This is a genomic window from Pseudomonas sp. HLS-6, from assembly GCF_002753995.1.
Taxonomy (GTDB): domain Bacteria; phylum Pseudomonadota; class Gammaproteobacteria; order Pseudomonadales; family Pseudomonadaceae; genus Aquipseudomonas; species Aquipseudomonas defluvii.
Genome location: NZ_CP024478.1, coordinates 1,026,659 through 1,052,186 on the forward strand (window position 1 = coordinate 1,026,659; position 25,528 = coordinate 1,052,186).

Genomic DNA, 25,528 nt, shown 5'->3' on the forward strand with positions numbered 1-25,528 from the left:
CATTAGCCTTGTTGCTTGGCTGGAACTCAGCGTTTCAGCGAGGCCGGCAGGTGCGGCTGGATGGCCGTCAGTACCGCCTTGAAGCACTTGATGTTGCCGGCAACGATGTGGCCTTTTTCCAGGAAGTCGTGACCGCCGGTGAAGTCGCTCACCAGGCCGCCCGCTTCTTGAATCAGCAGGGTGCCTGCAGCCATGTCCCATTCAGACAGGCCCGACTCCCAGAACGCATCGAAACGACCGGCGGCCACATAGGCCAGGTCGAGGCTGGCGGCGCCAGCGCGGCGGATGCCTGCGGTCTGGCCAACCAGGGAGCGGAACATGCCCAGGTAGTTGTCCAGGTTGTCCATCTGGTTGTCACGGAATGGGAAGCCGGTGCCCAGCAGTGCGCCTTCCAGGCTGGTGCGGGAGCTGACGCGCAGGCGACGACCGTTCAGTTGGGCGCCACGGCCACGGCTGGCGGTGAATTCTTCCTGGCGGACAGGGTCCAGAACTACGGCGTGTTCCAGGCGGCCGCGGTACTTGCAGGCGATGCTGACAGCGAAGTGCGGTACGCCACGCAGGAAGTTGGTGGTGCCGTCCAGTGGGTCAATGATCCACAGGTAGTCTTCACCTTCTCCGCTGCCGGCGTGCAGGCCGGTTTCTTCGCCGTAGATGGCGTGGGTAGGGTAAGCCTTGCGCAGGGCCGCGATGATGGTTTGCTCGGCGGCGCGGTCGACCTCGGACACGTAGTCCTTGGCGTCCTTCTCATCAACCTTGATGGTATCCAGGCGCTCGATGGAGCGGAAAATCAGTTCACTGGCGCTGCGGGCGGCGCGCAGCGCGATATTCAGCATGGGCTGCATGGACGTTTCACCTGGGTCGTTAAAGAAAGCCGGACATTCTATCAGAAAACTTTCTGTGAAGAAGGGTGACATTTGCTTTCGTAGCGTAACGTCGGTCGGTTCTGTAAGATTTGCTCCCCCTTTACCGTGTCTGTGAGCCCTTGCCGTGCTGCAAAATATTCGTGTTGTCCTGGTCAATACCAGCCACCCCGGCAATATCGGTGGGGCTGCGCGTGCCATGAAGAACATGGGCTTGTCGCGTCTGGTACTGGTCGATCCGCTCCATTTCCCCTCCCACGAAGCCAGTGCCCGTGCATCGGGTGCCGATGACGTGCTGGCGGGTGCCCAGGTGGTGGCCACGCTTGAAGAGGCGCTGGTCGGTTGTACGTTGGTGATCGGTACCAGTGCCCGTGATCGGCGCATCCCCTGGCCGATGCTCGACCCGCGCGAGTGTGGCGCGAAGGTGATCGAGGATGCCGGGCAGGGCGCTGAAGTCGCCCTGGTGTTCGGGCGTGAGCACTCCGGCCTGACCAACGACGAGCTGCAGCGATGTCATTATCACGTGCATATCCCGTCCAACCCCGACTTCAGTTCGCTGAACCTTGGGGCCGCCGTGCAGGTGCTCGCCTATGAGGTGCGCATGGCATGGCTGGCCATCGAGGGGCGGCCGTCGAAAGTCGAGAAAGTCGAAGTGGCGTCGGTACGCAGTGGCGAGCTGGCGACCATGGATGAGATGGAGCTGTTCTACGAGCATTTGGAAAAGACCCTGGTCGAGATCGGTTTTCTCGACCCGGAGAAGCCCAAGCACCTGATGTCGCGCTTGCGTCGACTGTATGGGCGTAGTTCGGTGAATCGTTCGGAAATGAGTATTTTGCGCGGCATCCTCACGGAAACCCAGAAAATGGCCCGTGGCGAGCCGCATAAGCGGAAGGATCAATAGATGTTCGAGCGTCTGCGTGAAGATATCCAGAGCGTTTTCCACCGTGATCCGGCGGCGCGCAATGCCTTTGAGGTGCTGACCTGCTACCCGGGTATGCACGCAATCTGGCTGCACCGTGCAGCGCATGCCCTGTGGGTGCGGGAGTGGAAGTGGCTGGCGCGGTTGGTGTCGAACTTCGGCCGTTGGCTGACCGGCATCGAAATTCACCCGGGTGCCAAGGTGGGGCGGCGTTTCTTCATCGATCACGGTATGGGTATCGTGATTGGCGAGACGGCCGAGATCGGCAACGATGTCACCCTGTACCAGGGCGTGACGCTTGGCGGTACCAGCTGGAACAAGGGTAAGCGCCACCCCACGCTGGAAGATGGCGTGGTCGTGGGTGCTGGTGCCAAGGTGCTCGGCCCGTTCACGGTCGGTGCCGGGGCCAAGATCGGCTCCAACGCCGTGGTGACCAAGGCCGTGCCGGCCGGTGCCACGGCGGTAGGTATTCCGGGGCGCATCATCGTCAAGACCGATGCCGAGCAGGAAGCCAAGCGCAAGGCCATGTTTGATGCCTACGGCGTCAGCGAAGACATGCCAGACCCGGTCGCGCGCGCCATTGGTCAGTTGCTTGATCACCTGCATGCGGTGGATGGGCGCCTGGAGGACATGTGCGGTGCCTTGAAAAACCTGGGCAGTGACTACTGTGCCAAGGAGCTGCCTGCCTTGCGCGACGAGGACTTTGCCGAGGTTAAGGCCGAGCCGCGTAGCGACGCCGCGACGCATTGACAGAAGGGGCGTGTGCTCACGCCCCGACTTTGCTATTATTCTGCCGCCGTCCAGGCTCAATCCCGACTAAAGCACTAGGTCTTATAGTTGACTTAAATGCTCGGGAATAGCATACTCGCTCACATCCCGTAACTCCGTGGTACCTACTAGCCATGCGACTGACTACAAAAGGCCGATACGCCGTGACCGCCATGCTCGACCTGGCATTGCACGCGCAGCATGGGCCGGTGTCCCTGGCCGACATTTCCGAGCGCCAAGGCATTTCCCTTTCTTATCTGGAGCAGCTGTTTGCCAAGCTGCGTCGTAGCAGTCTGGTTTCCAGTGTGCGCGGTCCGGGCGGTGGCTATCAGCTGTCGCGAGACATGGGAAGCATTCAAGTCGCGCAAGTTATCGATGCGGTCAATGAATCGGTCGATGCTACGCGCTGCCAGGGCCTGGGTGATTGCCACGCCGGCGATACCTGCCTGACTCACCACCTGTGGTGCGATCTCAGCCAGCAGATTCACGAATTCCTCAGCGGTATCAGCCTGGCTGACCTTGTCACTCGCAGTGACGTGCAAGAGGTCGCCCAGCGTCAGGACTTGCGTCGAATCGCAGGCCGGGCACCGCAGCTGGACAAGATTGAGACGTCCGCCGTCGAATGACCGTTTCGACGCGCGACGCGACCGCCTGATAGGAGATATTCAATGAAGTTGCCGATCTACCTCGATTACTCCGCGACCACGCCGGTCGACCCACGCGTCGCGCAGAAAATGAGCGAGTGCCTGCTGGTCGACGGAAACTTCGGTAACCCGGCCTCGCGCTCCCATGTTTTTGGCTGGAAAGCCGAAGAGTCGGTCGAAAATGCTCGTCGCCAGGTTGCTGACCTGGTCAATGCCGATCCGCGGGAAATTGTCTGGACCAGCGGTGCCACCGAGTCCGACAACCTGGCAATCAAGGGTGTCGCGCACTTCTATTCGACCAAGGGCAAGCACCTCATCACCTCCAAGATCGAGCACAAGGCGGTCCTGGACACCATGCGCCAACTGGAGCGTGAAGGTTTTGAAGTCACCTACATCGAGCCCGGTGAAGACGGCCTGATTACCCCGGCCATGGTTGAAGCGGCACTGCGTGACGACACCATCCTGGTTTCGGTCATGCACGTGAACAACGAAATCGGCACCATCAACGACATCGCCGCCATCGGTGAGCTGACCCGCTCCCGTGGCGTGCTGTTCCATGTCGACGCGGCCCAGTCCACTGGCAAGGTCGAAATCGACCTGCAGAAGCTGAAGGTCGACCTGATGTCCTTCTCGGCCCACAAGACCTACGGCCCTAAAGGTATCGGCGCGCTGTACGTCAGCCGCAAGCCTCGCGTACGCCTGGAAGCCACCATGCACGGTGGCGGTCACGAGCGTGGCATGCGTTCCGGCACCCTGGCCACCCACCAGATCGTCGGCATGGGTGAAGCCTTTGCCATCGCCAAGCAGGAAATGGCCAGCGAAAACCAGCGTATCAAGGCCCTGAGCGAGCGCTTCTTCAAGCAGGTCGAAGGCCTGGAAGAGCTGTACGTCAACGGCAGCATGACCGCCCGCGTACCGCACAACCTGAACCTGAGCTTCAACTACGTCGAAGGCGAGTCGCTGATCATGGCGCTCAAGGACCTGGCCGTTTCGTCCGGTTCGGCCTGCACCTCGGCCTCGCTGGAGCCGTCCTACGTGCTGCGCGCCCTGGGCCGCAACGACGAGCTGGCACACAGTTCTATCCGTTTCACCTTCGGTCGCTTCAGCACTGAAGAAGAAATCGACTACGCCGCGCAGAAAGTGTGCGAGGCAGTTACCAAGCTGCGCGAATTGTCGCCGCTGTGGGACATGTACAAAGACGGCGTCGACATCTCCAAGATCGAGTGGGCTGCGCACTAAGTAGTCGCCAGCAAGAGCGGCTCTCTGATGAGGAAGGAATTGCACCATGGCATACAGTGAAAAGGTCATCGACCATTACGAAAACCCGCGTAACGTCGGCAAGATGAATGCCGAGGACCCGGATGTCGGTACCGGCATGGTTGGCGCACCTGCGTGCGGCGACGTCATGCGCCTGCAGATCAAGGTCAACGAGCAGGGTGTTATCGAAGACGCCAAGTTCAAGACCTATGGCTGCGGTTCGGCTATCGCTTCCAGCTCCCTGGCCACTGAGTGGATGAAGGGCAAGACGCTGGACGAGGCTGAAACCATCAAGAACACTCAGCTGGCTGAAGAACTGGCGCTGCCGCCGGTTAAAATCCACTGCTCGGTACTCGCCGAAGACGCCATCAAGGCGGCCGTTCGTGATTACAAGCAGAAGAAAGGCTTGCTCTAAGTCGCTTGTTGCAGGTTAAGGAGTTCCGATGGCTATCAGCATGACAGAAGCCGCCGCCAACCATGTGCGGCGCTCCCTCGAAGGACGTGGCAAGGGTGAAGGCATTCGCCTGGGCGTACGTACCACCGGCTGCTCCGGTCTGGCCTACGTGCTGGAGTTCGTCGACGAGCAGGGCAGTGAGGACCAGGTCTTCGAAAGCCATGGCGTGAAGGTGATCATCGACCCGAAAAGCCTGGTTTACCTTGACGGTACCGAGCTCGATTTCGTCAAGGAAGGGTTGAACGAAGGCTTCAAGTTCAACAACCCCAACGTGCGCGGTGAGTGTGGCTGCGGCGAAAGCTTCAACGTTTGAGGCAGATTGTGGGTACTCCTTGTCATTTCGCCCTGTTTGACCTGCAACCTGGCTTCCGCCTGGACCTCGACAAGTTGGCCGCGCGTTATCGCGAGCTGGCCCGCGAGGTCCATCCGGACCGCTTCGCCGATGCTTCCGAGCGCGAGCAGCGCTTGGCGCTGGAGCGTTCGGCTGGCCTCAATGAAGCCTACCAGACGCTCAAGAGCGCGCCGCGACGTGCCCGTTACCTGCTGGCGATCGGCGGCCATGAAGTGCCGCAGGAAGTCACCGTCCACGACCCTCAGTTCCTGCTGCAGCAGATGCAGTGGCGCGAGGAGCTTGAAGACCTGCAGGACAGTGCCGACCTCGAGGGCGTTGCAGCCTTCAAGCACCGCTTGAAAGTTGCTCAGGAGGCCCTCAATGAGGACTTCGCCGCTTGCTGGGATGTGGCTGCGCAGCGTGAGCAGGCCGAGCGCCTGATGCGCCGCATGCAGTTCCTCGACAAGCTCGCCTACGAAGTGCGCCAGTTGGAAGAGCGCCTCGACGATTAACCCGGTGCCGCCCTGGCGGCCCCTCTGGTACCCGAATAAGCATGGCCCTACTGCAGATCGCTGAACCCGGTCAGAGCCCTCAGCCCCACCAGCGTCGTCTGGCGGTGGGCATCGACCTTGGCACCACCAATTCGCTGGTCGCTGCGCTGCGCAGCGGTCTTTCCGAACCACTGGCCGACTCCGAAGGTCGGGTTATCCTGCCGTCTGCGGTGCGTTACCACGCTGACCGCGTCGAGGTCGGGCATTCAGCCAAGGCGGCTGCCTCCAGCGACCCGCTCAATACCGTATTGTCGGTCAAGCGCCTGATGGGGCGTGGCCTGGCGGATGTCAAACAGTTGGGTGATCAACTGCCTTACCGCTTTGTCGGCGGTGAATCGCACATGCCGTTCATCGATACCGTGCAGGGTGCGAAAAGCCCTGTAGAGGTTTCGGCCGAGATCCTGCGGGTACTGCGCCAGCGTGCTGAAGACACCCTCGGGGGTGAACTGGTGGGTGCGGTGATCACCGTGCCAGCGTATTTCGACGACGCTCAGCGCCAGGCCACCAAGGACGCCGCCAAGCTGGCGGGCCTCAATGTATTGCGCCTGCTCAACGAGCCAACCGCGGCCGCGGTGGCCTATGGCCTGGACCAGAATGCCGAAGGCCTGGTGGCCATCTATGACCTGGGTGGCGGTACCTTCGATATTTCCATCCTGCGCCTGACCGGCGGCGTGTTTGAAGTGCTGGCTACCGGCGGCGACAGTGCCCTGGGCGGCGACGATTTCGATCACGCCATTGCCAGCTGGATCGTTGAGCAGGCCGGCCTGTCGGCTGACCTCGATCCGGGCGCGCAGCGCCAGCTGCTGCAAACGGCGTGTGCCGCCAAGGAAGCCCTGACCACGGCCGATAGCGTGCCGGTGGCTTACGGTCAATGGCAGGCTGAGCTGACCCGCGAAGCGTTTGATGCGCTGATTGAGCCGATGGTCGCACGCAGCCTCAAGGCTTGCCGTCGTGCGGTGCGCGACAGTGGCATTGAGCTGGACGAAGTCGGGGCCGTGGTAATGGTCGGCGGCTCGACCCGCGTGCCGCGTGTGCGCGAGGCGGTTGGCGCACTGTTTGGGCGTACGCCACTGACCGAAATCGACCCGGATCAGGTCGTGGCCATTGGCGCTGCCATTCAGGCGGATACCCTGGCTGGTAATCGTCGCGACGGTGGCGAGTTGCTGCTGCTTGACGTGATCCCGCTGTCCTTGGGCCTTGAGACCATGGGTGGCCTGATGGAAAAGGTGATTCCGCGCAACACCACGATCCCGGTAGCACGCGCTCAGGAGTTCACCACCTACAAAGACGGCCAGACAGCCATGATGATTCATGTGCTGCAGGGCGAGCGTGAGCTGATCAGCGACTGCCGTTCCCTGGCGCGTTTCGAGCTGCGTGGCATCCCGGCGATGGTTGCCGGTGCCGCAAAAATCCGTGTGACCTTCCAGGTCGACGCCGATGGCCTGCTCAGCGTGGCGGCCCGTGAACTGGGTTCGGGTGTCGAGGCCAGCATTCAGGTCAAGCCGTCCTACGGTCTGACCGACGGTGAGATCGCCCGCATGCTCAAGGACTCCTTCGAGCACGCCGGCTTCGACAAGACCGCCCGTCAGTTGCGCGAGCACCAGGTCGATGCTCAGCGCCTGATCGAGGCGGTGCAAGGCGCCCTGGATGTCGATGGTGACCGTTTGCTCAGCGCCGAAGAGCGTCTGGCGATCGAGCATCAGATGCACGAGTTGCGTGAATTGATGAACGGCACCGATGGCGCAGCCATCGAGCAGCAGACCAAGCGTCTGTCGCAGGTGACCGATGCTTTTGCAGCCCGCCGCCTTGATTCGACGGTAAAAGCCGCGTTGGCCGGGCGCAACCTGAATGAGATCGAGGAATAACTGATGCCGCAGGTGATTTTTCTGCCCCACGAGAAGTTCTGTCCGGACGGTCTTGTGGTGGAGGTGGAGCCGGGTACTAATATCCTGGAGTTGGCCCACGAGCACCATATCGAGATGGAAAGCGCATGTGGCGGCGTGTGCGCCTGCACCACTTGCCATTGCATCGTGCGTGAAGGTTTCGATTCGCTCGAGGAAGCTGACGAGCTCGAAGAAGACATGCTCGATAAGGCCTGGGGCCTGGAGCGCCAGTCGCGTCTGGCCTGTCAGGTATTCGTGGGTGAGGAAGACCTGACCATCGAGATTCCGAAGTACACGATCAACCTGGCCGCCGAAGCGCCGCACTGATTCAAGGAGCCATCATGAGTCTGAAATGGGTTGATGTACTTGAAATTGCAATCCAGCTTGCCGAAAGCAAGCCGGAAGTCGATCCTCGTTATGTGAACTTCGTCGATCTGCATCAGTGGGTTCTGGCTTTGCCGGAGTTCAGCGACGATCCACAGCGTGGCGGCGAGAAGGTTCTGGAAGCGATCCAGGCCGCCTGGATCGACGAAGCCGACTGAGTACGCTCGGCAGGTTAGGCAATCCCTAAGAACCCGCGTATAATTCGCGGGTTTAATTTTTCGCTTCACTTACTGTTTCTGGAGTTTTCCATGGCTGTTCAACGTACTTTCTCGATCATCAAGCCTGACGCAGTTGCCAAGAACGTCATCGGCGAGATCACCACTCGTTTCGAAAAAGCCGGCCTGCGCGTCGTCGCTTCGAAAATGAAGCAACTGTCCAAAGCCGAAGCTGAAGGCTTCTACGCTGAGCACAGCGCTCGTGGCTTCTTCGGCGACCTGGTTGCCTTCATGACCTCCGGTCCAGTTGTTGTCCAGGTTCTGGAAGGCGAAAACGCCATCGCTCTGAACCGTGAGCTGATGGGCGCTACCAACCCTAAAGAAGCTGCTGCTGGCACCATCCGCGCTGACTTCGCTGAGTCCATCGACGCCAACGCCGTACACGGTTCGGACTCCGAAGCCGCTGCTGCTCGCGAAATCGCTTACTTCTTCGCAGCTACTGAAGTAACCACTCGCTAAGCGAAGGCTGACGAGTGAGGGTGAATCCATGACGACATCGACTGGCAAAATCAACCTGTTGGGTCTAACCCAGCCGGAAATGGAAAAATTCTTCGACTCAATCGGGGAGAAGCGCTTCCGTGCCGGTCAGGTCATGAAGTGGATTCACCACTTTGGCGTTGATGATTTCGACGCCATGACCAACGTCGGCAAGGCCTTGCGCGAAAAGCTCAAGGCCTGTGCCGAGGTTCGCGGTCCGGAAGTGGTCAGCGAGGACATCTCCAGCGACGGTACCCGCAAATGGGTCGTGCGCGTGGCGTCCGGCAGCTGCGTCGAGACCGTCTACATCCCCCAGGGCAAGCGTGGCACGCTGTGTGTCTCGTCCCAGGCCGGTTGCGCCCTGGACTGCAGTTTCTGCTCCACCGGCAAGCAAGGTTTCAACAGCAACCTCACCGCCGCCGAAGTCATCGGCCAGGTGTGGATTGCCAACAAGTCGTTCGGCACTGTACCGGCCAAGATCGACCGTGCCATCACCAACGTGGTGATGATGGGCATGGGCGAGCCGCTGCTGAACTTCGACAATGTCGTCGCGGCCATGCATTTGATGATGGACGACCTCGGCTATGGCATTTCCAAGCGCCGGGTGACCCTGTCCACCTCCGGCGTGGTACCGATGATCGATGAGCTGGCCAAGCACATCGACGTCTCCCTGGCACTTTCGCTGCACGCGCCGAACGATGCGCTGCGCAACGAACTGGTGCCGATCAACAAGAAGTACCCGCTCAGCGTGGTGCTCGACTCGTGCATGCGCTACATGTCCGAGCTGGGCGAAAAGCGCGTACTGACCATCGAGTACACCCTGCTCAAGGACGTCAACGACAAGCTCGAACATGCCGTGGAAATGGCCGAGCTGCTGAAAAACGTTCCGTGCAAGATCAACCTGATTCCGTTCAACCCGTTCCCGCATTCCGGTTACGAGCGGCCGAGCAACAACGCTATCCGCCGTTTCCAGGACCACCTGCATCATGCCGGCTACAACGTGACGGTACGCACCACCCGTGGTGAAGACATCGACGCGGCATGTGGTCAGTTGGTCGGTCAGGTCATGGATCGCACCCGTCGTAGTGAGCGTTACATCGCCGTTCGTCAGTTGAATGCTGATGGTGATGCGCCGAACACGGCCGTGCAGAACTGAAGAGAGGATCTCCATGACCCCACGCGCTGCGCTGCCGATCCTGCTGGTCGCTCTGTTGGCAGGCTGTGCGTCGACCGGTGAGCCTGGTACGCCGGTCAGCAGCAAGGCGCGGGTCGAGGCGGTTCAGGCGTATGTGCAGTTGGGCCTGGGGTACTTGAAGCAGGGGTTGACCGAGCGTGCCAAGTGGCCGTTGAAAAAGGCCCTTGAACTCAATGCTGACGATGCTGATGCGCATGCTGCCCTGGCCCTGGTGTTCCAGGCTGAAGGTGAAGCGGCACTGGCAGAGCAGCACTTTCGCAAGGCGCTGGCGCAGGCCCCGGACAACACCCGAATTCGCAACAATTTCGGCAGCTTCCTTTATGCTCAAGGCCGCTACACCGATGCCGAGCAGATGTTTCGTCGCGCGGCTGCCGATACCCTGTATCCTGAACGTTCGCGGGTGTTCGAAAGCCTGGGGCTAACCGCCTTGAAGCTCGATCAGCGCGAGCAGGCGCGGGAATACCTGGAAAAGGCTTTACGGCTCAACCGTCATCAACCCCACGCGTTGTTGGAAATGGCTGAGTTGTCTTACGAAGACAGGCATTATGTGCCGGCCCGAGACTTCTACGATCGTTTCAGCCAACTGAGCGACCCCAATGCCCGCAGCCTGCTGCTGGGCAGTCGCCTGGCAACGGTGTTTGAAGAATCGAACAAGGCCGCCGAGCTGGGCCTGCAATTACAACGACTTTATCCCGGTACGCCGGAATATCAGCAATACCTGTCGGAGCAATGATGAAAGCGGCGCATCCCGAAGCAGTAGCAGCGACTCGCGAGAATCCCGGTGAGATTTTGCGTCAGGCCCGTGAAAACAGGGGCTGGTCGCAGGCCGAAGTGGCCCACAAGCTCAACTTGACCGTGAGTTCCCTGAGCAATCTTGAAGCCGGCGCCTTCGACAAGCTGCCTGGGCATACCTTTGCCCGTGGTTATATCCGTGCCTACGCCAAGTTGCTCGACATGGATCAGGCAGCGTTGGTTCAGGCCTTTGACCAGTGCACTGGCACCCATGCCCAGGGCAGCGATGTGCATGCCTTGGGCCGTATTGAAGAGCCTGTGCGGTTGTCGCATAACATTTTGCGTGGCGTAAGCCTCGTGCTGCTGCTGGCGGTGGTCGGTGGTGGTTATTTCTGGTGGCAGGATCAAACCCGTCGGCATGGCAAGGACCTGGCGACCATTGCCATGGAGCATGTCGAGGTCGAGAGCGCCGACGGCACGACGCAAATTCATCCGCTGGACGAGCCGGAAGATCAGGCCGTCGATGCATCGCAACAACCGCAAAGCACTGATTTGAGCCTTGAACAGGCCCAGCCAGACGTGGAAGCCCCTGCACCTGCGAGCGAACCAGCAGCGGCCGTGGCTCCAGCCGCGCCAGTGGCTGTGACGCCTGCCAAACCCGCTGCTGCAGCGGTCGTGCCTGCAGCGCCAGCCGCTCCGGCTGCACCTGCAGTACCTGTTGCGCCGGCCAAGCCCGTCGTTCCGGCCCCGGCCCCAGTTGTGGCCCCGGCTGCTGTCGTCGCGGCCGCAGAGCCTGCGGTTGCAGGCAGTGGCAAGGTGCATGTTCAATTCAATGCCGATTGCTGGACGTCAGTTATCGACGGCAACGGCAAGGTGCTGTTCAGTGCCATCAAGCGCAAGGGCGACAGCCTGGACGTCAGCGGCAAGCCACCGTTTGCGGTGCGCTTCGGCTACGCCAAGGGCGTGCAACTGAGCTACAACGGTCAGCCAGTCGACCTTGCGCCGTTCACCAGTGGCGAGACCGCTCGCCTGAAGTTGGGACAATAAGTCATGCACGGCGAATCTCCGATCAAACGGCGCGAATCCCGGAAAATCTGGGTAGGTAATGTACCTGTCGGCGGCGATGCACCCATTGCCGTCCAGAGCATGACCAACACCGATACCAACGATGTCGCCGCCACCGTGGCGCAGATCAACCGGCTGGTCGATGCCGGTGTCGATATCGTGCGTGTCTCGGTGCCGGACATGGACGCTGCCGAAGCGTTTGGCAAGATCAAGCAACAGGTCAGCGTGCCCTTGGTGGCAGACATTCACTTCGACTACCGCATTGCCTTGCGCGTGGCCGAACTGGGTGTCGACTGCCTGCGTATCAACCCGGGCAACATCGGTCGTGAAGACCGTGTGCGTGCGGTGGTCGATGCGGCACGTGACCGTGGTATCCCGATCCGCATTGGCGTCAACGCCGGTTCGCTGGAAAAGGACCTGCAGAAAAAGTACGGTGAACCGACCCCGGCTGCGCTGGTTGAGTCGGCCCTGCGCCATGTCGAGCACCTCGATCGCCTGGACTTCCAGGACTTCAAGGTCAGCGTGAAGGCGTCCGATGTGTTCATGGCCGTCGAAGCCTACCGTTTGCTCGCCAAGCAGATCATCCAGCCGTTGCACCTGGGTATCACCGAAGCCGGTGGCCTGCGTTCGGGGACGGTAAAATCGGCGGTTGGCCTGGGCATGCTGCTTGCCGAAGGGATTGGCGATACTATCCGCATCTCGCTGGCGGCCGATCCGGTCGAAGAAGTGAAGGTCGGTTACGACATCCTCAAGTCGCTGCACCTGCGTTCGCGTGGTATCAACTTCATCGCCTGCCCGAGCTGCTCGCGGCAGAATTTCGATGTGGTCAAGACCATGAACGAGCTGGAAGGGCGCCTGGAAGACTTGCTGGTACCGCTGGACGTTGCGGTCATCGGCTGTGTGGTCAATGGCCCCGGTGAAGCCAAGGAAGCCCATGTCGGGCTGACCGGTGGTACGCCGAACCTGATCTACATCGATGGCAAGCCGTCGCAGAAACTGACCAATGACAACCTGGTTGATGAGCTGGAAAAGCTGATCCGCCAGAAAGCGGCCGAGAAGGCCGAGGCCGACGCGGCGCTGATCGCCCGCGGCTGACACCGTATCGCTAAGGATTTCCCGTGAGCAAATCGCTGCAAGCCATCCGTGGCATGAACGACATTCTGCCCGAGCAGACCCCGCTATGGCGCTACTTCGAGAGCACCGTGGCCGGCCTGCTCGACACCTACGGCTATCGTCAGATTCGTACGCCGATTGTCGAGTTCACCGAGCTGTTCAAGCGCTCGATTGGTGAAGTGACCGACATCGTCGAGAAAGAGATGTACACCTTCGCCGACCGTAACGGCGACTCGCTGACCCTGCGCCCTGAAGGCACGGCAGCCTGCGTTCGCGCGGTGCTGGAGCACGGCATCAGCGGCGGCGGCCAGGTACAGAAACTGTGGTACATCGGCCAGATGTTCCGCCACGAGCGTCCGCAGAAAGGCCGCTACCGTCAGTTCCACCAGATCGGTGTCGAGGTCTTCAACCTCGACGGTCCGGACATCGACGCTGAGCTGATCGTCCTGACCTGGCGCCTGTGGGGCCTGCTGGGGATTCGCGACGCGGTCAAGCTTGAGCTGAACAGCCTGGGCACCAGCGAAGCCCGTGCGCGCTATCGTGATGCCCTGGTCGAGTTCCTCTCGGCACGCCTGAGCGAACTGGACGAAGACAGCCAGCGCCGCCTGAAAAGCAACCCGCTGCGCATCCTCGACAGCAAGGACCCGAACACCCAGGCGGTACTGGTCGGTGCGCCGAAGCTTGAGGAATACCTGGACGAAGAGTCTCGCGTGCACTTCGAAGGCCTGAAGGCGCGCCTGGATGCCGCTGGCATTCCTTACGTCATCAATACCAAGCTGGTACGCGGCCTGGACTACTACAGCAAGACCGTGTTCGAGTGGGTCACCGACAAGCTCGGTTCCCAGGGTACCGTGTGCGCGGGTGGCCGTTACGACGGTCTGGTCGAGCAGATGGGCGGCAAGCCGACCCCGGGCGTTGGTTTCGCCATGGGTATCGAGCGCTTGATCCTGCTGCTGGAAACCCTGGAGCAGATCCCCGAGTCGATCAACCGTCAGGTCGATGTCTACCTGTGTGCGTTCGGCGAGCAGGCCGAGCTGGCTGGCCTGACCCTGAGCGAGAAGCTGCGTGATCGTCTGCCGGGCCTGCGTCTGCAGGTGAACGCCGGTGGTGGCAGCTTCAAGAGCCAGTTCAAGAAGGCCGACAAGAGCGCAGCGCTGTTCGCCTTGATCCTGGGGGACGACGAACTGGCGCAACAAGTGGTAGGTTTCAAACCCCTGCGTGGTCAGGGCGAACAACAAAACATTGCCTGGGATGCTCTGGCCGAGCACCTGGAAGCTTCCCTCGCGCAGGCGTGAAGCGGGTCAACAGCCGATTTGGTGAAAAGGAGTATTGGGGTGTCGAGTACCGATGATGAACAGCTGGCGGCATTCAAGGACTGGTGGCAGCGTAACGGCAAGCCACTGGTAACCGGTGGCCTGCTGGCGCTGGTGGTGGTATTCGGCTGGCAGGCCTGGCAAAAGTACCAGGGCAATCAGTCGCAAGGCGCCTCCAACCTCTACCAGGCCTTGCTGGAAACGACCCTCACGCCGAGCGGTCAGCCTGATACCGCCAAGGTTGCCGAACTGTCCGGCAAGCTCAAGAGCGAGTTCGGCGGTTCTGCCTATGCGCAGTACGCCAGCCTGTTCGTGGCCAAGGTTGCGGTTGAAAGCGGCAAGCTGGATGACGCAGCCGCTGAGCTGAAGAGCGTTATGGACAAGCCGGCCGACGCCACGCTGGGCGAGATCGCCCGCCAGCGTCTGGCCCGCGTGCTGGCTGCGCAGAACAAGGCTGACGAGGCCCTGAAACTGCTTGATGGTGATGCCGACAAAGCCTTCCTTGCCAGCCGTGAAGAGCTCAAGGGCGACCTGCTGGTGCAACTGGGCCGCAGTGCTGATGCCCATAGCGCTTATGAGAAGGCCAAGGCGGCGCTCTCTGACGATGCCGCCATCGGTGGCCTGCAACTCAAGCTCGACGACCTGGCCAAAGGGGATGCCTGACGTGATCGCATGGAAACCTGCCGCAGTGCTGGCCTTGGCTCTTCTGGCCGTGGGTTGCAGCAGCAACAGTAAAAAGGAACTGCCGCCGGCCGAGCTGACTTCGTTCACCGAAGAAGTGGTGCTGAAAAAGCAATGGAGTCGTTCGATCGGTGACGGTCAGGGCGAAACCTTCAATATGCTCGTTCCGGCTATCGAGAACGACCGTATCTATGCTGCGGACGTCAACGGCCTGGTCATGGGCCTTGATCGTCTGAACGGCGACGTGATCTGGAAGAAGAAGCTGGAACTGCCGGTTTCCGGCGCCGTCGGTGTTGGCTATGGCCTGGTCATGGTCGGTACCCTCAAGGGTGACGTCATTGCCCTGGATGCCAGCACCGGTGAAGAAAAGTGGCGCTCGCGCGTTACCAGCGAAGTGCTGGCACCGCCTGCCACCAACGGTGACGTGGTTGTCGTTCAGACTCAGGACGACCGCGTGATCGGTCTGGATGCCAGCACGGGTGACCGCCGCTGGATCTATGAAAGCACCCCGGCCGTACTGACCCTGCGTGGCACAGGCGCGCCGATCGTGACCAACCGTCTGGCGGTTGCCGGGCTGTCGACCGGCAAGGTCATCGCCCTTGATACCCAGAACGGTGTACCGGTCTGGGAACAGCGCGTGGCCATCCCGCAAGGCCGTTCCGAGCTGGACCGTGTCGTGGACATCGATGGTGGTTTGCTGCTGTCGGGTGGTGTGATCTACGTTGCTAGCTACCAGGGGCGTGTTGCTGGCCTGGAACTGGAAAGCGGTCGTGTGCTCTGGCAGCGTGATGCTTCCAGTTCGGCAGGTGTCGCTCAAGGTTTCGGTAACGTCTACGTGAGCGAAGCAACAGGCACGGTCGAAGGTATCGATGAGCGTTCGTCCACCGCACTGTGGAGCAACGATTCGCTGGCACGTCGCCAGCTGTCGGCCCCTGAGGTGTTCTCCAGCTATGTGGCAGTCGGTGACCTTGAGGGTTACCTGCACTTGCTGAGCCAGGTCGATGGTCGTTTCGTTGGCCGTGAGCGCATCGACAGTGACGGCCTGCGCGCGCGTCCGCTGGTGGTGGGTGACACGATTTATGTGTATGGCAACAGCGGCAAGCTGGAAGCGCTGACCATTCGCTGAGTCTATGCTTGAGGCCTGCAAGGGCCTCGGGTTGCGGCACTTTGGTGCCGTCCGAACTCCGGCCGCTGCTGTGCAGCGGCCTTTGTATTTTTTGAATTTACGCAGTGGAGAGCCGCATGGTTCCCGTAATCGCCTTGGTGGGCCGGCCGAACGTCGGTAAATCCACCATGTTCAACCGCCTGACCAAGACCCGCGACGCCATCGTCGGCGACCTGTCCGGTCTGACCCGCGACCGCCAGTATGGTGAGGCGCGCTGGCAAGGGCGTTCTTACATTCTGGTCGACACCGGTGGTATTTCCGGTGACGAGCAGGGCATGGACGAAAAAATGGCCGAGCAGTCGCTGCTGGCCATTGAAGAAGCCGATGTAGTCCTGTTCCTGGTGGATGCCCGTGCGGGCCTGACCGCCGCCGACCAGATGATTTCCGAGCACCTGCGCAAGCGCAACAAGCGCTCGTACCTGGTGGCGAACAAGATCGACAACATCGATCCGCAGATGGCCATCGCCGAATTCTCGCCACTGGGTATGGGCAATGCCTTGCCTGTGGCCGGTTCCCAGGGCCGTGGTATCAATGGCCTGCTGGAAACCGTGCTGGGTGAGTTCCCGCGCGACAAGGACGAGGAAGAAGTCGACCTTAACGTCGCCGAGGGCGAGGAGGCCGTGCGCATTCCTGGTCCGAGCGAGAAGGACGGGATCAAGATCGCCATCATCGGTCGTCCAAACGTCGGCAAGTCGACGCTGGTCAACCGTATGCTCGGCGAAGAGCGGGTGATCGTCTATGACCAACCCGGCACCACCCGCGACAGTATCTACATTCCGTTCGAGCGTAATGAAGAGAAGTACACCCTGATCGACACGGCTGGGGTGCGCAAGCGCGGCAAGATCCACGAGGAAGTTGAAAAGTTCTCGGTGGTGAAGACCCTGCAGGCGATCAAGGACGCCAACGTGGTGATCTTCGTCATGGACGCCCGCGAAGGCGTGGTTGACCATGACCTGAACCTGCTGGGCTTCGCCCTGGAAGCGGGGCGTGCGCTGGTGATCGCCCTGAACAAATGGGACGGCATGCAGCCTAGCGAACGCGACTACGTGAAGACCGAGCTGGAGCGCCGGCTGTTCTTCGTCGACTTCGCCGACATTCACTTCATTTCGGCGCTGCACGGCACTGGCGTGGGCAACCTGTATCAATCGGTACAGGCCTCGTTCAAGTCTGCGGTGACCCGTTGGCCGACCAGCCGCCTGACCCAGATCCTCGAGGACGCGGTCAGCGAGCACCAGCCGCCGATGGTCAATGGTCGCCGGATCAAACTGCGTTATGCCCACCTTGGTGGCGCCAACCCGCCGCTGATCGTGATCCACGGCAACCAGGTTGAAAAGGTACCGAAGTCGTATTCGCGCTACCTTGAAAACACCTATCGCCGGGTACTGAAGCTGGTCGGTACGCCGATCCGCATCGAGTACAAGGGCAGCGACAACCCGTACGAAGGCAACAAGAACACGCTGACCGACCGCCAGGTCAACAAGAAGCGTCGTTTGATGTCGCACCACAAGAAAGCCGAGAAGAAGCGCAAAGACAAGCGCAAGTAAGCTTTCAGGCCTAATCGCCGGCTGTGCCGGCGATTAGGATCACCTAACCTTTTTCCTGACCGTTCAATCCGCTATGCTCGGGGGCTTACCTCCCGTGCCGCCTCGAGCCGGATGTTCTGTGTAGAAAGAGGGTTACATGATCAGCAGCAAGTTGCCGAACGTCGGCACGACCATCTTTACCACCATGTCCCAGCTCGCCGCGCAAACCGGCGCCCTGAACCTGTCCCAAGGGTTTCCCGACTTCAATGGCCCGCAAGAACTGCTCGATGCGGTAGGCCGCCATATTGCTGCCGGGCACAATCAGTATTCGCCGATGACCGGCTTGCCCGCCTTGCGTGAGCAGGTTGCAGCCAAGATCGCCCGCAGTTATGGCGTAACGGTTGATGCCGACACTGAAGTGACCATTACTCCCGGTGCGACGGAAGCTATTTTCTGTGCCATCCATGCGGTGATTCGCGCGGGTGACGAAGTGATCGTTTTCGACCCGTGCTACGACAGCTATGAGCCGTCGGTGGCGTTGGCCGGTGGTCGCTGCGTGCATGTGCAGTTGAACCCTAACGATTTCTCCATCGACTGGCAGAAATTCAGCGATGCGCTCAGCCCGCGTACGCGGATGATCATTCTGAACTCGCCACACAACCCGAGTGGGGCGCTGATCAGCCGTGCCGAGCTGGACCAGTTGGCGGCATTGATTGCCGAGCGCGATATCTACCTGATCAGCGATGAAGTCTACGAACACCTGGTGTTCGATGGCGTAAGCCACGCCAGCGTTCTGGCCCATGAGGCCCTGTATCAGCGCGCTTTTGTGGTCAGCTCGTTCGGCAAGACGTATCACGTTACGGGTTGGAAAACCGGTTATGTGGTTGCGCCGCCGGCCTTGAGCGCGGAATTGCGCAAGGTTCACCAGTACGTGAACTTCTGCGGCGTGACCCCGCTGCAATGGGCGCTGGCTGACTTCATGGCTGCGCACCCGGAGCATGTCGAAGAATTGCCAGCCTTCTACCAGGCCAAGCGTGATCTGTTCTGCGACTTGCTGACGCCCTCGCGCTTCACCTTCAGCCGGGCTGCGGGCACCTATTTCCAGTTGGTGGACTATTCGCAGATCCGCCCCGACCTTAACGATCTCGAGATGTCCGTGTGGTTGACCCGTGAACACGGCGTGGCGACCATCCCGGTATCGGTGTTCTACCAGCAACCTATTCCCGAACAGCGCCTGGTGCGTCTGTGTTTTGCCAAACGCGAGGAGACGCTGCGCCAAGCAGCGGAGAAACTATGCGCGATCTGAGCTCACTGCCTAACCTGAGCGTTGCCCTGGTCCAGACCACATTGGCGTGGCAGGACCGGTTGGCCAACTATGAACATTTTGAAACCCTGATGGAACAGGCCCGTGGCAGCGATTTGATTGTGCTGCCGGAGATGTTCACGACCGGGTTTTCCATGGACTCCGAACGCCTCGCAGAGCCTGAGAATGGCCCGACGTACAAATGGCTCAAAAGCCAGGCGAAGAAGCTCAACGCGGTGATCACCGGCAGTGTGATCATCCAGGCTGCGGACGGCAGCCATCGTAATCGGCTGCTCTGGGCGCGCCCAGACGGCGAAATCCTGCACTATGACAAGCGTCACCTGTTCCGTATGGCCGGTGAGCACAAGCACTACACGCCCGGCGAGCGTCAGGTGCAGTTCGAGATCAACGGTTGGCGGGTGCGCCCACTGATTTGCTATGACCTGCGTTTCCCGGTCTGGAGCCGTGACCCTCAGGACACCGACCTGCTGCTCTATACCGCCAACTGGCCGGCAGCACGGCGTCAGCACTGGAACCGTTTGTTACCGGCTCGCGGTATCGAGAACCTCTGTTATGTGGCCGCGGTGAACCGGGTGGGTACAGACGGCAAAGGCTTTGCCTACACGGGCGACAGCCAGGTGCTGGATTTCCAGGGTGAGAGCCTGCTCAGCGCGGGAGAGGCGGATGGTGTATTTACCGTGGTGTTGAGCGCAGCCGACCTGGCAGCCTACCGTACGCGTTTCCCGGCGAACCTGGACGCCGACGTCTTCGAGTTGCAGTAAGCGTCATCGCAGGCAAGCCAGCTCCAACAACCTGTAGGAGCCGGGCTTGCCCGCGATGCAGACGCCGCGAACTCACGGCCACCCCACCGACGCCATCGCAGGCAAGCCAGCTCCAACAGAAAGTGCAACCTGTAGGAGCCGGGCTTGCCCGCGATGCAGACGCCGCGAACTCACTGGCACCGTGCCGAGGCTATCGCAGGCAAGCCAGCTCCAACAGAAAATGCAACCTGTAGGAGCCGGGCTTGCCCGCGATGCAGACGCCGCGAACTCACGGTCACCCCACCGACGTCATCGCAGGCAAGCCAGCTCCAACAGAGCCCACGCAACCTGTAGGAGCCGGGCTTGCCCGCGATACAGGCCCCGCGAACTCGCAGTCACCCCACCGACGTCATCGCAGGCAAGCCAGTTCCAACAGAGTCCGCGCAACCTGTAGGAGCCGGGCTTGCCCGCGATGCAGGCGCCGCGAACTCACTGTCACCGCGCCGAGGCTATCGCAGGCAAGCCAGCTCCAACAACTTGTAGGAGCCGGGCTTGCCCGCGATGCAGCCGCCGCGAACTCACGGTCACCCCACCGACGCCATCGCAGGCAAGCCAGCTCCAACAGAAAGTGCAACCTGTAGGAGCCGGGCTTGCCCGCGATGCAGACGCCGCGAACTCACTGTCACCGCGCCGAGGCTATCGCAGGCAAGCCAGCTCCAACAGAAAATGCAACCTGTAGGAGCCGGGCTTGCCCGCGATGCAGACGCCGCGAACTCATGGTCTCCCCACCGACGCCATCGCAGGCAAGCCAGCTCCAACGAAAATGCAACCTGTAGGCGCCGCGAACTCACTGGCACTGTGCCGAGGCTATCGCAGGCAAGCCAGCTCCAACAGAAAATGCAACCTGTAGGAGCCGGGCTTGCCCGCGATGCAGACGCCGCGAACTCGCAGTCACCCCACCGACGTCATCGCAGGCAAGCCAGCTCCAACAGAGTCCGCGCAACCTGTAGGAGCCGGGCTTGCCCGCGATGCAGGCGCCGCGAACTCACGGGCATTGCGCCGACGCCATCGCAGGCAAGCCTGTTCCAACAAAAGCCGAGTAGCCTGCGGGAGGTTTGCCAACGCTTGGGCCGTCAGGCGTCAGTAGACATCCCGCCGGTAACGCCCTTGCTCGATCAGGTGCTCAACCTCGGCAGTGCCCAGTACTTCCTTCAGCACCGCATCGACCCCACCCGCCATGCCGTGCAGGCTACCGCAGACATACAGCGACGCCCCTTCGGCCAGCCATTGGCGCAACTCAGCTGCCTGTTCGCGCAGGCGATCCTGTACGTAGACCTTTTCTGCCTGATCACGGGAGAACGCCAGGTCCAGGCGTGCCAGTTCACCCGTACGCAACCACCCTTGCAGCTCTTCCCGGCAGAGGAAGTCGTGTGCTTCGTTACGCTCGCCGAACAGCAACCAATTGCGCCGCTCGCCTGCTTCGATACGCGCTTTAAGCAGGCTACGCAGGCCTGCCAGCCCTGTGCCGTTGCCGATCAGAATCAGCGGTGCAGGCGTTGTCGGTAGGTGGAAGCCGCTGTTACGTCGCAGGCGCAGGTCGATTGGGCTGGCCAGCGGCGCCTGTTCGGTCAGCCAGCCTGATCCCAGGCCCAGTGTGCCATCAGGGTGTTGCTCCTGGCGCACGATCAACTCCAGCATGCCATCGCTGGCAATCGAGGCGATCGAGTACTCCCGGGGGCTGATCGCAGGGTTGTTCTGCGGCAGGATCTCGACCAGATCACCCGCTTCCCAACGTGCCGGTTGTGCTGGCATCAGCCCGAGCAGGTACACGGCTGACCCTTGGCTTCCTGGGTTGAGCCGTTCGCGCCGGGTGAGCGTCCAGGTTTCGAAGGCTGGTGCTTGCCAGTTACTGGCGACTGGGCTGCCGGTCAACTGTGCCAGCTGTTCTTGCCACTGCTGCAGGGCGTGTGGGTCGGCGTTATCCACTTCTACCGGGGCGAAGCGGGCTTTGGCCCCGCGTGTTCCCAGCCAGTCATGCAGGCGTTTGGCGAAGCCGCAGAAGTGCGTGTATTGACGGTCGCCGAGGGCGAGCAGGGCATAGTCGAGTGAGCCCAGCGCCCAAGGCTGGCCGAGCACCTTGCGCTCGAACGTACGGGCGCTGTCCGGTGCTTCGCCGTCGCCAAAGGTACTCACCACGAACAGGGCCTTGTTCGCCTGGCGCAGGTCGGTTTCGCTCAAGTCAGCCAAGGCTCGCACGTTTACCGCAAAGCCCGCCGCCTGCAACTGCCCGGCGCTTTGCCAGGCCAGTTGTTCGGCGAAACCGCTCTGGCTGGCAAAGCCCACCAACCAGCTGTTTTCACCCGATGCAGGCGCGGTCATACCGTTGCGTGCGACGCGGATCTGGCGTTTCTTGCGCCGACGGTCGAGGTACAGCAACCAGCCGGTGATGAAGAACAGTGGCATGCTCAGGCTGGCCAGCATCATCAGGATGCGCCCGGTCAGGCCGAAGTAACTGCCGACGTGCAGGGCATAGACACTGGCCAGCAGTTGCGCCTTGAACGACTTGTCGGTGAAGCGTTCGTGTTTACGTACCTGACCGGTAGCAGGGTCGAGGGTCAGGGTGTTGAAGGCTCTTTCGTGATCGGCATTGTCAAGCAGGTAGAACAGGGTGGCCGGTTGCCCACCAGCAGGCGGCAGGCGCAGGTTGTAGGTGCTCAGGCCTGGCCCGGCAGCCGTTTGCAGGCTGGACCAGATCGCATCGTAGTCAACCACCAGAGGCGGTGCGTTCTTGTCTGGTGCAGGTGGGCGGCCGCGGCCTTCACCGCGTTTGCGTTGCTCGCCCGCCACCGGCCCGTCGGCCAGCAGTTTGTTCAGGCCTTCGCGATACCACTCGTAAGACCAGAACAGGCCCGTCAGTGCTGCGAGCAGGTAGAACACCAGGCACCAGGTGCCGGCAACCGCGTGCAGGTCCCAGTTGAAGGCGCGGCCTTTTTTCGCCCAGTCCAGGGTCAGCCAGTTACGCCAGTTCAGCGCCTGGCGCGGCCAGCGCAGGTAGAGGCCAGAAAGGCAGAAGAACACCAGCATCAGGGTGCAGGCGCCGGTGATCTGCCGACCGGTGTCGCCGATGGCCAGGAATCGGTGCAGTTGCAGCATCAGGCCGAAAAAGTCCTGGCCACTGACATCGCCTTGCAGCGCGCCAGTGTATGGGTCGGCATAGCGCATTTCGCCTCGCCGCTCGCCAGGTGGCGGGGTGAAGAATACCCGCGCGGCGTTATCGGTGCGGGTATCGACCCAGAGCATGGCAACCTTGTCGCCGTGCTCGGCCTCTACCCGGCGTACCAGTTCAGCCGGCGGCAATACACCGCCTTCACGCACGTGAACCTTGAGGGCTTCGGGGTTGAACAGACGCAGCAGCTCATCCTGAAATGACACCGCTGCGCCGGTAATGCCCATCAGTGCGAGTACCAGGCCTGCGGTGATACCGAAGAACCAGTGCAGTTGAAACAGGGTTTTTTTCACCACATCGACCACCTTGTCTTGCTGTATACCTGTGCGGGGTATGCACGCTGTCGAGATACATAAAAGCCCCGCTCACTGAAGTGGGCGGGGCTTTGCCTGCCAGCAGCCTTAGAAGTGGAAGCTGGTGGTCAGCAGGGCGGTACGCCCGGCCGCCTGGTTGGCGTAGTGATTGCCGTAGGCCTTGTCGTAATACAGTTCGTCGGTCAGGTTCTGCACGTTGAGTTGCAGGTCGACGTTCTTGGTCAGCTTGTAGCTGGCCATCGCGTCATAACGCACGTAGGAGTCGACCATGACGCTGTTGGTGGTGTTGCCGAACACGTCATCGACGTAGAAAGCACCGCCCCCGATGGTCAGTTTTGGCGTTACGTTGTAGGTGGTCCACAGGGTCATGCTGTTGTTTGGGGTGTTGGGCAATTGGTTGCCGTCATCGAAACCGTCGATGTACAGGTTGCCCACCCTCGGAGCGCCGCCGTCTACAAGCTTGGCATCCATGTAGGTATAGCCCGCGAACACTTGCCAGTTGTTGGTCAGCTTGCCGGTTGCGGTCAGTTCGAGGCCGTCAACGCGGGTTGTGCCGACGTTCTGGTAGGTGTTGGCGTCAACCAGTACCCGGGCGTTTTCTTTCTCGGTACGGAAGATTGCTGCAGTCAGTGCCAGACGCTCCTGAAGCAGGTTCCATTTGGTACCGATTTCGTAGTTGGTGGTTTCTTCCGCTTTCAGGTCGCTGGTGGTGGTGGCGGTCAGCAGTGCATTACCATCCGCGCCTTCACCCAGCGAAGCACCGGCTGGCGTAGCAGAGGTGGCATAGGAGATGTAGATGCTGCCATTTTCAGCCGGTTTCCAGGTCAGTCCCAGTTGGCCGGTGACGAATTCACTGGTGTCCTCGGTCTTGAAGTTGACAACCTTGCCAGCAGTCAGTGCGCGGGTCTTGACCTTGGTGTCGAAGTGGTCATAGCGCAGGCCCATGGTCAGCAGCCAAGCCGGGTCCAGTTCAACTGTGTCGACCAAGTAGATCGCACGGGTGTTACCGGTGGTGTCGGCGCCGAGGTCATTACGTGCCACCGTGCCATCCCACGCCTCGTGAGGATCGGGGTTCGGGAATGAGGTGCACACACCGGAGATTTGCCCGGTAGCGCTGGAGCACTTGCCTGCACCGAACCCTGTGATGGTGTAGCCGGTCTTGACCGAGGCTTCGCGGCTCAGTTCGATACCGGTGGAGAAGTTGTTCTTGAAACCTGCGATGTAGACTTCGCCAAACAGGTCGGTCTGGTTCGTGGTGGTACGGGTGTTGGAGACGCGGTTGTTCGGGCGACGCCAGATTTCACCGTTGAGGATGTTGCCCTTGCTGTCATCCGGCTGGGTGACGATGTAGTCCTGCAGGGTGTTGCCGTGGCGCAGGGTGTTCTTCACCGTCAGCGAGTCGCTCAGGTCGTGCTCGATGGCGATGGTGGAGATATCCGCGCGGCTCTTGTAGAAGTCGCGGCCAACCAGGCCATAGAAGTTATCGCTGTCACCACCGTTGGTGGGCTTGTCCGGGTTGGCTGAACTGCGAGAACCCGGGACGCCCGAGTTCAGGCTGTAGGGGATGCCGGAGTCTGGCAGGTCGTCACTTTCGACGTGGTAGTAGTCCAGGCTCACGCGGGTATCGGTACCCAGGCCAAAGACCAGAGAAGGTGCTACGCCCCAGCGGTCATAGTTGACTTCGTCGCGCCCGGCGACGTTGTTTTCGTGGGTCATCAGGTTCAGGCGGAACGCTGCCGTGTCGAGGAACTGGTAGTTGCCGTCGAGGGTGTAGCGTTGCGTCTGGTCTGAGCCCCAGGTGTAGGCGCCATCCAGCGAGTTGCCCAGGTGGGCTTTCTTGGTGATCAGGTTGATGCTGCCACCGGCCGCGCCACGACCGGCGATGGACGAGTTCGGGCCCTTGCTGACTTCAATCGATTCGACGGCGAAGATTTCCCGGGTTTGTGAGCCCGTGTCACGCACACCGTCCAGGTACATCGAGCTCTGTGTGTCAAAGCCACGAATGAACGGACGATCACCAGAAGGGTTGCCGCCTTCGCCCGCGCCCATGGTGATGCCGGGGACAGTTCGCAGGGCATCCTGCAGGTTCTGGGCGTTGGTGTCCTTGATGACCTGTTGCGGAACCACGGTGACGGTGCGTGGGATGTCCACCAGCGGCGCGGTGTACTTTTGCGAAGCCGATTTCTCAACCTTGTAGTCGGTGCTGGTCTGGTTGGCTTCACCCGTAACACTGGTGGCATCCAGAGCAATCGCCCCATCGTTGGCCGGTGCAGCTTCGGCAGCGTACGCTATGTGCGCAGTAGAGGTGGCGGTAATGGCCACACCGATGGCAGAAGCGAGCAAGCGTGGTGAACTGACAGCGGTTGGCACGTAGTGGCGCGACATTGTTATGAC

General features: G+C 61.0%; 24 protein-coding genes. 21 read left to right on the forward strand and 3 right to left on the reverse strand.

What is annotated here, in order from left to right; all coding sequences use genetic code 11:
- Positions 1–26: 26 nt before the first annotated feature.
- Entirely contained in the window at positions 27–842 is an 816-nt protein-coding gene (gene suhB / locus CS390_RS04610; RefSeq protein ID WP_065761348.1) for an inositol-phosphate phosphatase, read from the reverse strand.
- A 145-nt stretch (positions 843–987) separates the two neighbouring features.
- Here suhB and trmJ point away from each other — a divergent pair, with 145 nt between their 5' ends.
- From trmJ to CS390_RS04715, 21 genes are all read left to right on the forward strand, one after another.
- Complete coding sequence (gene trmJ, locus CS390_RS04615) at positions 988–1,761, forward strand: tRNA (cytosine(32)/uridine(32)-2'-O)-methyltransferase TrmJ (protein WP_099773609.1); 774 nt, start codon at positions 988–990, stop codon at positions 1,759–1,761.
- Positions 1,762–2,529: a serine O-acetyltransferase gene (gene cysE, locus CS390_RS04620; protein ID WP_065761350.1), complete on the forward strand. Its 768-nt coding sequence runs from the start codon at positions 1,762–1,764 to the stop codon at positions 2,527–2,529.
- Between the two features lie 152 nt (positions 2,530–2,681).
- Complete coding sequence (gene iscR, locus CS390_RS04625) at positions 2,682–3,173, forward strand: Fe-S cluster assembly transcriptional regulator IscR (protein ID WP_065761351.1); 492 nt, start codon at positions 2,682–2,684, stop codon at positions 3,171–3,173.
- Between the two features lie 42 nt (positions 3,174–3,215).
- Positions 3,216–4,430, forward strand: a complete 1,215-nt coding sequence (locus CS390_RS04630; protein WP_065761352.1) for an IscS subfamily cysteine desulfurase — start codon at positions 3,216–3,218, stop codon at positions 4,428–4,430.
- A 46-nt stretch (positions 4,431–4,476) separates the two neighbouring features.
- Positions 4,477–4,863: a Fe-S cluster assembly scaffold IscU gene (iscU, locus tag CS390_RS04635; RefSeq protein WP_002552476.1), complete on the forward strand. Its 387-nt coding sequence runs from the start codon at positions 4,477–4,479 to the stop codon at positions 4,861–4,863.
- A 28-nt stretch (positions 4,864–4,891) separates the two neighbouring features.
- On the forward strand, positions 4,892–5,215 hold the full coding sequence (gene iscA, locus CS390_RS04640; protein WP_065761353.1) for an iron-sulfur cluster assembly protein IscA: 324 nt from the start codon (positions 4,892–4,894) through the stop codon (positions 5,213–5,215).
- 8 nt (positions 5,216–5,223) lie between these two features.
- Entirely contained in the window at positions 5,224–5,745 is a 522-nt protein-coding gene (hscB, locus tag CS390_RS04645) for a co-chaperone HscB (RefSeq protein ID WP_065761354.1), read from the forward strand.
- 41 nt (positions 5,746–5,786) lie between these two features.
- A complete protein-coding gene (gene hscA, locus CS390_RS04650) occupies positions 5,787–7,649 on the forward strand; it encodes a Fe-S protein assembly chaperone HscA (protein WP_065761355.1) in 1,863 nt (620 codons plus the stop codon).
- Positions 7,650–7,652: 3 nt separating this feature from the next.
- On the forward strand, positions 7,653–7,994 hold the full coding sequence (gene fdx, locus CS390_RS04655) for an ISC system 2Fe-2S type ferredoxin (protein WP_065761356.1): 342 nt from the start codon (positions 7,653–7,655) through the stop codon (positions 7,992–7,994).
- 14 nt (positions 7,995–8,008) lie between these two features.
- Complete coding sequence (gene iscX, locus CS390_RS04660) at positions 8,009–8,209, forward strand: Fe-S cluster assembly protein IscX (protein WP_065761357.1); 201 nt, start codon at positions 8,009–8,011, stop codon at positions 8,207–8,209.
- Positions 8,210–8,299: 90 nt separating this feature from the next.
- Positions 8,300–8,725 (forward strand): nucleoside-diphosphate kinase, encoded by a 426-nt coding sequence (gene ndk / locus CS390_RS04665; protein ID WP_065761358.1) that lies wholly within the window; start codon positions 8,300–8,302, stop codon positions 8,723–8,725.
- A gap of 28 nt (positions 8,726–8,753) precedes the next feature.
- Positions 8,754–9,899, forward strand: a complete 1,146-nt coding sequence (gene rlmN / locus CS390_RS04670) for a 23S rRNA (adenine(2503)-C(2))-methyltransferase RlmN (protein WP_065761359.1) — start codon at positions 8,754–8,756, stop codon at positions 9,897–9,899.
- 13 nt (positions 9,900–9,912) lie between these two features.
- On the forward strand, positions 9,913–10,671 hold the full coding sequence (pilW, locus tag CS390_RS04675; protein WP_099773610.1) for a type IV pilus biogenesis/stability protein PilW: 759 nt from the start codon (positions 9,913–9,915) through the stop codon (positions 10,669–10,671).
- Entirely contained in the window at positions 10,671–11,717 is a 1,047-nt protein-coding gene (locus CS390_RS04680) for a RodZ domain-containing protein (protein ID WP_099773611.1), read from the forward strand. The genes pilW and CS390_RS04680 overlap by 1 nt, the downstream gene beginning before the upstream one ends.
- Positions 11,718–11,720: 3 nt before the next feature.
- Positions 11,721–12,830 carry a flavodoxin-dependent (E)-4-hydroxy-3-methylbut-2-enyl-diphosphate synthase gene (gene ispG, locus CS390_RS04685; RefSeq protein WP_065761362.1) on the forward strand — a complete coding sequence of 370 codons (1,110 nt, stop codon included), beginning with the start codon at positions 11,721–11,723 and terminating at the stop codon, positions 12,828–12,830.
- A gap of 23 nt (positions 12,831–12,853) precedes the next feature.
- Positions 12,854–14,143 carry a histidine--tRNA ligase gene (gene hisS, locus CS390_RS04690; protein ID WP_065761363.1) on the forward strand — a complete coding sequence of 430 codons (1,290 nt, stop codon included), beginning with the start codon at positions 12,854–12,856 and terminating at the stop codon, positions 14,141–14,143.
- A 39-nt stretch (positions 14,144–14,182) separates the two neighbouring features.
- Positions 14,183–14,824 carry a YfgM family protein gene (locus tag CS390_RS04695; protein WP_065761364.1) on the forward strand — a complete coding sequence of 214 codons (642 nt, stop codon included), beginning with the start codon at positions 14,183–14,185 and terminating at the stop codon, positions 14,822–14,824.
- On the forward strand, positions 14,817–15,968 hold the full coding sequence (gene bamB, locus CS390_RS04700) for an outer membrane protein assembly factor BamB (protein WP_065761365.1): 1,152 nt from the start codon (positions 14,817–14,819) through the stop codon (positions 15,966–15,968). Before CS390_RS04695 ends, bamB begins: the two co-directional genes overlap by 8 nt.
- A 116-nt stretch (positions 15,969–16,084) precedes the next feature.
- Positions 16,085–17,551, forward strand: coding sequence for a ribosome biogenesis GTPase Der (gene der, locus CS390_RS04705; protein ID WP_099773612.1), 1,467 nt, complete (start codon positions 16,085–16,087; stop codon positions 17,549–17,551).
- Positions 17,552–17,687: 136 nt separating this feature from the next.
- Positions 17,688–18,836: a pyridoxal phosphate-dependent aminotransferase gene (locus tag CS390_RS04710; RefSeq protein ID WP_099773613.1), complete on the forward strand. Its 1,149-nt coding sequence runs from the start codon at positions 17,688–17,690 to the stop codon at positions 18,834–18,836.
- A complete protein-coding gene (locus CS390_RS04715) occupies positions 18,824–19,615 on the forward strand; it encodes an amidohydrolase (RefSeq protein ID WP_065761960.1) in 792 nt (263 codons plus the stop codon). The genes CS390_RS04710 and CS390_RS04715 overlap by 13 nt, the downstream gene beginning before the upstream one ends.
- Positions 19,616–20,734: 1,119 nt before the next feature.
- Here the strand turns inward: CS390_RS04715 and CS390_RS04720 are convergent.
- Both CS390_RS04720 and CS390_RS04725 read right to left on the reverse strand, forming a co-directional pair.
- On the reverse strand, positions 20,735–23,116 hold the full coding sequence (locus tag CS390_RS04720) for a PepSY domain-containing protein (protein WP_099773614.1): 2,382 nt from the start codon (positions 23,114–23,116) through the stop codon (positions 20,735–20,737).
- A gap of 105 nt (positions 23,117–23,221) precedes the next feature.
- A complete protein-coding gene (locus tag CS390_RS04725) occupies positions 23,222–25,519 on the reverse strand; it encodes a TonB-dependent siderophore receptor (protein WP_099773615.1) in 2,298 nt (765 codons plus the stop codon).
- Positions 25,520–25,528: the final 9 nt, after the last annotated feature.